The 7,402-nt window shown below is 65.5% G+C and carries 7 protein-coding genes; 5 read left to right on the plus strand and 2 right to left on the minus strand.

The features are described 5' to 3' along the window. On the minus strand, positions 1–1,580 hold a 1,580-nt coding region (locus QOH60_RS10235), incomplete at its 3' end, for an MFS transporter (protein ID WP_526419787.1). A 49-nt stretch (positions 1,581–1,629) separates the two neighbouring features. On the opposite strand from QOH60_RS10235, the gene QOH60_RS10240 reads away from it, so the two are divergent. After that, entirely contained in the window at positions 1,630–2,286 is a 657-nt protein-coding gene (locus QOH60_RS10240; RefSeq protein WP_526419789.1) for a TetR/AcrR family transcriptional regulator, read from the plus strand. Between the two features lie 12 nt (positions 2,287–2,298). Here the strand turns inward: QOH60_RS10240 and QOH60_RS10245 are convergent, their stop codons facing one another. Then, positions 2,299–3,537, minus strand: a complete 1,239-nt coding sequence (locus QOH60_RS10245; RefSeq protein WP_526419791.1) for a cytochrome P450 — start codon at positions 3,535–3,537, stop codon at positions 2,299–2,301. Between the two features lie 204 nt (positions 3,538–3,741). Here QOH60_RS10245 and QOH60_RS10250 point away from each other — a divergent pair, with 204 nt between their 5' ends. The 4 genes from QOH60_RS10250 to QOH60_RS10265 form a co-directional block, all read left to right on the plus strand. Continuing rightward, positions 3,742–4,872, plus strand: a complete 1,131-nt coding sequence (locus QOH60_RS10250; RefSeq protein ID WP_526419793.1) for an aromatic ring-hydroxylating oxygenase subunit alpha — start codon at positions 3,742–3,744, stop codon at positions 4,870–4,872. After that, positions 4,872–6,464, plus strand: a complete 1,593-nt coding sequence (locus tag QOH60_RS10255; protein WP_526419795.1) for an AMP-binding protein — start codon at positions 4,872–4,874, stop codon at positions 6,462–6,464. Before QOH60_RS10250 ends, QOH60_RS10255 begins: the two co-directional genes overlap by 1 nt. A gap of 13 nt (positions 6,465–6,477) precedes the next feature. Further along, on the plus strand, positions 6,478–6,885 hold the full coding sequence (locus QOH60_RS10260; RefSeq protein ID WP_526419797.1) for a nuclear transport factor 2 family protein: 408 nt from the start codon (positions 6,478–6,480) through the stop codon (positions 6,883–6,885). Positions 6,886–6,971: 86 nt separating this feature from the next. After that, on the plus strand, positions 6,972–7,402 hold a 431-nt coding region (locus QOH60_RS10265), incomplete at its 3' end, for a MaoC family dehydratase (RefSeq protein WP_526419799.1).

Here is a 7,402-nt window from a genome sequence, read left to right on the forward strand (position 1 = left end):
TAACTCCTCGCGGTGAGGCGCTGGATCACCTTGAGCTGCTTGCCATCCCGGCCCGGCGCCCACAGCCCGATCACGAATGCGGAAACGGCGACGATGACCGCGATCACCAGGACCGAGCTCTGCAAAGCGTGCACGAAAGCATCCTGGCTCGCGACCGCCAGCTGATGACCCTGCGGGCCAAGGTGTTCAGACACCTTGAGTGCGGACGCCAGCGAATCCGAAGCGGGCTCGCGCACCGGCTCCGGCAACGCCGCAACGGCGGGGCCCATGAGGCTTGCGTACCGGGCAGCCAAAATCGAGCCAGCGACCGCGATGCCCAGCGCGGCGCCGATCTCACGCGCGGCGTCGTTGACCGCCGAGGCGACACCCTGCTTGTTGTCCGGAACCGCGCCCATGATGGCCGAAGTCGCTGGGGCAGTGATCAATCCGATCCCGATGGACAGGAATATCCACCGCCACAGCAGATCGAGATACGTCGAGCTCATGTCGACGGATTGCAGGAGGAAGAAGCCCACCGAGATCAGAAGCAGTCCGCTGAACAGCACCAGCCGCAGGCCCAGCCGAGGCAGGTACCAGAACGAAAGTGCTGACAGTGAAACGATTCCCACCATGAGCGGGGCGATCGCGAACGCGGTGGTGATTGCGGAGTACCCCATCACCAGCTGCAGATGCTGCACCAACAGGTAGAAGAAGCCGAGGTTCGCGGCGAAGAAGATGACGATGGTCGCCGCCCCGGTCGCGAATCCCGGGTCGGAGAACACCCGCACATCGAGCAGGGGCTGCCGTCGCCGGAGCTCAACCACACCGAAAATCACCGCGAGCACCATTCCGGCAGCGATCGACGCGTACACCACGGGGTGCGACCAGCCGTGGCTGGGCGCTTCGAGGATTCCGAAGACCAAGACGGCCACCGCGGCGCCGATCAGGACTGCGCCGGGCCAGTCGACCGGTGGAGCGTCGGCGACCCGCGACGGCGACACCGTGAACCCGAGTACCAAAAGCAACAACGCGGCGCCGCCCAGCCCCCAAAAGATGGACTGCCACGGCCAGATATGCAACAACCCGCCTGAGCACAGCATGCCCAGCGCTCCACCTGAGCCAGCGACCCCGGCCCAGATTCCGACGGCCTTGGCCCGTTCCTCCGCGGAATACACGGCCGTCAGCAGAGACAACGTCGACGGCATGATGAACGCCGCACCCAGGCCGGCGACCGCACGCGAGACGATGATCTGTACGGGAGTGGCGAACACCAGGGGGGCCAGTGACGCCACTGCGAAAAGGGCAAGCCCGGCCAGCAGCGCCCGGCGCCTGCCGTAGCGATCCCCGATCGCGCCCGCCGGCAGAAGCAGGCACGCCAGCACCAGCGTGTACCCGTCGACCACCCATGTCAGCTGCGTCTGGGTAGCCGATGTCCCGACTGCGATGTCGCCGAGCGCGGTGTTCAGGGCAGTCATCGACCCGACCACCAGCGCAACGCCTGCGCAGGCGATCACCAGCGTCCACGTCCTGCGGCGGCTTGGGCCCCCGATACCGGCCGAGTCGGTAGCCTGGTCGGTCTGAACTGTGTCGAGCGAGGTCATGCACGTCTCCTCAATAGGGAGCAGCAAACATTGAGACTATCAGTCTCGTATGAATACCCATAGTCTGGATATCCCGCACATGGAGGTGCAACCGGTGGCTACGGAACGACGCGCGGATCCGCGACCAGCATTGTCGCGGGCGCGTCTTCTCGACGCGGCGACGAACCTGCTGCGTTCGGGCGGCCCGAGCGCCGTGACCGTCGACGCCGTCACCCGCGCGGCCAACGTGGCGCGAGCGACGCTCTACCGCCACTTTCCCAGCGGAAACGACTTGTTGGCAGCGGCTTTTCATTCGATGATCCCGCCGGCCCCGACGCCCGCCGAAGAGGGCTCGTTGAGTGAGCGACTCATCGCGCTGGTGTACGCGTGGGCGGAGTCGATGGCCGCAGCGCCCGCGATGATGTCGGCGATGTCATGGCTGGCTCTGGGCAGCGGGTTGGAGGGCCTGCCCGGTGGGCGCCCGGCGCGCGACAGCGCGGAGGTCCAGACGCTGCGCGAACGTGTCGCGCAGCAATACTTCGCGCCCTTCGACGCGATCTTCGACAGCCCGCAGGCGCAAGCCGAACTCGGCGATGTCAACCGCGTTCAGGCGATCGCCCTTCTCATCGGTCCGATCGTGCTGGGCAAGCTCAGCACGCTGGAGTTCGACTATCGCGAGTGCGCCAGCACCGCGGTCGCGGGATTCCTGGCCACTCACGCGAAATAGCCGCGAACTTCCTCAGCGCGGGCGCAGCGAGATCGACATCCCGTCGAAGATCGACATGTTGTTGGCGAGGTTCGGATACGCCACCTGAGGCGTTCCGAGCTCGATGTCGGCGGCGCGGCAGAGCAGCTCGTCGAGCACCGCGCGGATCTCGGCGCGCGCCAGCATCGCACCCAGGCAGTGGTGGGGCCCGCCACCGCCGAACGTGACGTGCGGGTTGTCGGTGCGGCCGATGTCGAACGCGAATGGATCGTCGAACACCTCTTCGTCGCGATTGGCCGATCGCAGCATCGACACCACCCGATCGCCTTTGGGGATCGTCACCCCGTCCATCTCGACGTCGACCTTCGTGCTGCGCGTCCAGAACGCCACCGGTGACGCCCACCGCAGCACCTCTTCGACGGCGCTGGGCCGGATCGCCTCGTCGGCGCGGTACCGCTCGATCTGCGCGGGGTTCGCGACGAACGCCTGCAGGCCTGAGGCGAGCGCGTTCTTTGTCGTGTCGCTGCCCGCGAAGGCGATGACGAAGAAGAAGATCTCCAGCTCGTTGGCCGGGATGGACAGCTGCTCTCCAGTGTCGTCGGTGACCACCGCCGAGGTCAGCGTGCTCCAGATGTCGTCGGCCGGGTGGCGCCGCTTCTCGGCGGTCAGCTCGAGCGCATAGGTGAAGATCTTTCCGAAGAGCTCAAGTGCGCTCTGCGGCGGTGCCTCGGCACCCGGTGCACTGGTGCGCAGGATGAGGTCGAGGGTGTCGAAGATCTCCGGCCGGTCGGATTCCGGGATGCCGATGATGTCGCCGATGACGCTCATCGGCAGAACATCGGCGACGTCGTGGATCCAGTCGCCGCCGCCCGCGTCCAGAAGGTTGCCGATCAACGAGGCTGCCCGCGCGCGGATGCCGTCCTCGAGCTTGGCGATGGCGCGCGGGGTGAACGCGTGGGACATGACGCGACGCCGTTTTGTCAGGTCCGGGGGATCCATGTTGATGATGGTCGGGAACGAGCCCACCGGGCCGACGCCCTGGATGAGCGGCCCGTCGGCGGCGGTGAACGAGTCGGTGTCGCGGTGGATGCGCTGCGCGTGCCTGTGTTTTGTGGTCATCCAGAAATCGCGCTGAACGGTCTTGGCGACGCCCGGCGTGAGTTCGTGGTGGAAGATCGGCCGGTCGCGGCGCAGCTCGGCAAACAGCTCGTCGGGAAAACCGTTGCGCCACAGCGTGAAATCGGAAAGGTCGACCGATTCAGTGGTTGTCATGCGCTTCCTTCGCGTCGGTTCGGCTCCCCCAGCGTACGCGGGAGACCTGCTTGACCCATACTCTCTAAAATAGTAAAAATAGACCAAGTGCGTGGAGCGTACTCGCTGGATGCTGCGGGTGTACGGCGTTACGCTTCACGTGAAGCAGCCGAACGCCTGTCGTGAACGGAGTGGCGCAGTGACGCGGACGCGAGGACCAATGCAGTGACAGACACCGCTGACTTGACCGGCACTGCCGAGGAAGCGATCGATCCCTCGGAACGCGAGTTCGGGCCGCACGGGATCTCGCTCTCGCCCTACCGGTTCCCGACGGGGTGGTTCATCGTCGGGTTCGCTTCCGAGCTGGCTCCAGGCCAGGTGAAGCGCGCCCACTATTTCGGCGAAGAGCTGGTGATCTTCCGGACGAAGTCCGGGAAGATCAACGTTCTCGACGCGTACTGCCTGCACCTCGGCGCGAACATGGGTGTCGGCGGCACCGTCGAAGGCGAGAACATCGTCTGCCCGTGGCACGGCTGGCACTGGCGCGGCGACGGCACCAACGCGCTGATTCCATACAGCAAGATCGGCTGCAAGACCAACCTCCACATCAAGACGTACCCGGCCCAGGAGTGGTACGGCTTCATCGTGGCGTGGCACGAACGTCACGGCCGCGCGCCGTACTGGCAGCCCCCGGTGCTGCCCGAGCTGGAGACCGACGAGTATTACCCGCTGCACCCTCACAGTCGGATGCTCAATCGCGTGAAGGTGCATCCGCAGATGATCATCGAGAACGCCGCCGACCCGTACCACGTGCAGTTCGTGCACAAGGCCGACAGCGCCGCGAACACCACCTCGTTCGACGTCAACGGTTATCACCTGCACGCCACGGTGACCGCCAATTTCGGTGGCGGACGGCCGAAGACGTGGCTGACGCCCAACGGCCCAGTGGACGCGAAGATCATCTACGACAATTACTCGCTGGGCTTGGGCCTGGTGCGCTTCCCGTCGGAGTTGGTCGCGACCATCGAAGTCACCGGCCAGACACCCGTCGACGAGGACTACACCGACTACTTCTACACGCAGGCGTCGATTCGCGAGCCCGGAGATACCGGTGATGTGCCGAGCGGTCGCGCCGCGCGGTTCCTGCAGCTACAGCAGGAAGTGATCAAGCAGGACTTCTTCACCTGGGAGAACATGAAATACCTGGAGAAGCCCAATCTGGCGCCCGAGGAAGCGCGCGACTATGCGGCGCTTCGGCGGTGGGCACACCGCTTCTACCCGGGCGAGCAACCGTCGCCGCAGGACTTCGGGTACACCGCCGACGGTGCGCCGGATCCGGACGCGGCCAACACGTAATGCCGCCGGGAGCGGGAATCGGCCCGTCGGCGTTCGGTGTCGAACGGTTTGCGGTGCCGTCGGTGCTCGATCTGCGTGCCGACCAGCACCCCGACCGGGTCATGATGAACATCGCCGGTACCTCAATCACTTTCGCGCAGATGCGCGATCGTTCCCGCGCTGCGGCGAACATCCTCCTCGCGCGCGGGGTGCAGCGCGGCGACACCGTCGCCCTTTTCACGGGGACGCGCCCGGAGTGGGTGTATTTCTGGCTCGGCGCCACAAGGATCGGGGTGACGACGGCCGCGGTCAACGCGGCGAACAAGGGCGAATTCCTGGTGCATGCCTTGCGTCTGTCGAAAGCCAAAGTGGTCGTCACCGACGATGACCGGCGCCCCCGGGTCGACGACGTGGCGGGTGAGCTCGATGCCTTGGAATATGTTCTCGTAGTTGGAGATTCGATCGGCGAGCAGCTGCGTGACGCATCCGTCGATGCGCCGGCCGGCTCGCCCGTCGCGCCGGACGACGTCGGCGTGCTGTTCTTCACCTCGGGCACCACCGGGCCGTCGAAGGCTGTCGCGACCACGTGGCACTACCTCTTCAGCGTCGCCGCCACAGCGGCATCGGCATGGGAATTCAGTGCCGGAGAGTCGCTGTGGTCCGCGATGCCGCTGTTCCATCTCAGCGCGGCGCCGATCGTGCTCGCTCCGATGCTCGTCGGTGGCACCAGCGTGCTGGCCGCCGGATTCCATCCCGCGGAGGTGTGGGACGAGGTACGTGGTTGCGGCGCAGTAGGATTCGTCGGCGCTGGTGCGATGGTGTCGATGTTGTGGAATCGGCCGCCGGATGCGCGCGACGCCGACCTGCCGCTGCGATTCATCTCGGCGGCGCCGATCGGAGCCGACATCTACCGTGCCATCGAGAACCGGTACAACTGCCGTGTCGTGTCCATGTACGGGCTCACCGAGGCCTTCCCGGTAGCGGTCAAAGCGGTCTCCGATGAGGGCGTGCCCGGAACGTCGGGCTCCGTCAACCCGGCGTTCGACGTGCGTATCGTCGATCGCGACGGACAGGATCTGCCGGTGGGTGGCGTCGGCGAAATCGTCTGCCGTGCAAGGCTTCCACACCTGATGAGCGAGGGCTACGTCTCGGCGTCGCAAGGGCCGGGAATTCGCGTCGATGCGCACCCGGAGTGGTTCCACACCGGCGATCTCGGCGCGCTGGACGCCGATCGGAACCTCACCTACGTCGACCGCGTCAAGGATTCTCTGCGGCGTCGTGGTGAGAACGTCTCGTCGCTCGAGATCGAGACGACGGTGATGCAACACCCCGGGGTACGGGAGGCCGCTGCGGTCGGCGTTCCGAGCGAGCTGGGAGAGGACGACATTCTCGTGCTCGTCACGGTGCATTCTGACGCTCCTCTCGATCATGCCGAGTTGCTGGATTTCTGCGCGGCGCGGATGCCGTACTTCTGCGTGCCCAGGTATCTGGAGGTGCTCGACGAGATTCCCAAGAACATCCTCGGGCGCATTCGCAAGGACGTCCTGCGGGCGAGGGGACTTGGGGCTGACGTCTGGGACCGAGAAGCCCACGGCTACATGCTGACTCGTTAGGAAGGAAGAGAACATGACCCTGAGCTATCAACAACAATTCGTGCTCGACGGGCTGGCAGGACGGGCCGCCATCCTCAATCTGAATGCCCGGCACAACCGGCTTTACTCTGCCGGCGATCTCGTCGGCTGGATCGCCACGTTCCGGCACGCGGGCGCCAGCTATGCGCGTGCGGGGGAGACCTTCACCGACCTGGCCACGGCGTTCGACGGTGGCAACGGACAGCGGCTGGTGACGGTTGACCACGAAATCGCGGTCGACGGCGTCAATGCGACGCAGAGTTGTATTGCGCTGCTCTTCGTCGAAGCCGAGCTTCGCGCCACGGGGACTTTCACCGACACCCTGATCTACGAACGCGGCGGTTGGTACTTCACGTCGCGGCAACTGGACTGGGACCTCGTACCTCAGGAAGTGCCGGTGTGACGGCCGATGAGCCTCTCGGGCGAAGAGCGAAGAGCTCCGAGCTCAGCTACGAATTCGCGTTCGGCACCTACGAAGACGCGCTGAAGATGGTGGGTGTACGAACCGAGCCCCGCTTCGCCGGAACTGCGGTGTCGGCATCGAGGATTCAGCACTTCGCTTCGATGGTTCAGGATCACAACCCGGCCTACTGGGACGAGGAATTCGCGCGACGCGTCTGGGGCGGTCTCGTCGCGCCGCCTGCGCTATTGATGGGGCTCGTGATCCCACCGCCGTGGCTGCCGACCGGGGACCCGCGTGTCGCGTCGATCGCGATTCGCGTCCCGCTGCCGGGAAGCACGTTCATCAACGCGTCCAACGAAGCCGAGTTTGTGACGCCGATCCTCGCCGGCGACAGGCTCAACGTCGTCGAGGAAGTTGTTTCCGTGTCACCGGAGAAGACAACCCGCCTCGGCGTCGGCCATTTCGTCGAGACCTGCGACAACTTCCACCGCGACGACGGCATGCTCGTCGCGACCAA

The organism is Mycobacterium sp., assembly GCF_032159765.1.
Classification (GTDB): Bacteria; Actinomycetota; Actinomycetes; order Mycobacteriales; family Mycobacteriaceae; genus Mycobacterium.

What these genes read in the sequence shown, in the direction of transcription:
- QOH60_RS10240 (WP_526419789.1), top strand. Translation starts at nt 1,630, where the DNA reads ATGAATACCCATAGTCTGGATATCCCGCACATGGAGGTGCAACCGGTG.
- QOH60_RS10260 (WP_526419797.1), top strand. Translation starts at nt 6,478, where the DNA reads ATGACCCTGAGCTATCAACAACAATTCGTGCTCGACGGGCTGGCAGGA.
- QOH60_RS10255 (WP_526419795.1), top strand. Translation starts at nt 4,872, where the DNA reads ATGCCGCCGGGAGCGGGAATCGGCCCGTCGGCGTTCGGTGTCGAACGG.
- QOH60_RS10245 (WP_526419791.1), bottom strand. Translation starts at nt 3,537, where the DNA reads ATGACAACCACTGAATCGGTCGACCTTTCCGATTTCACGCTGTGGCGC.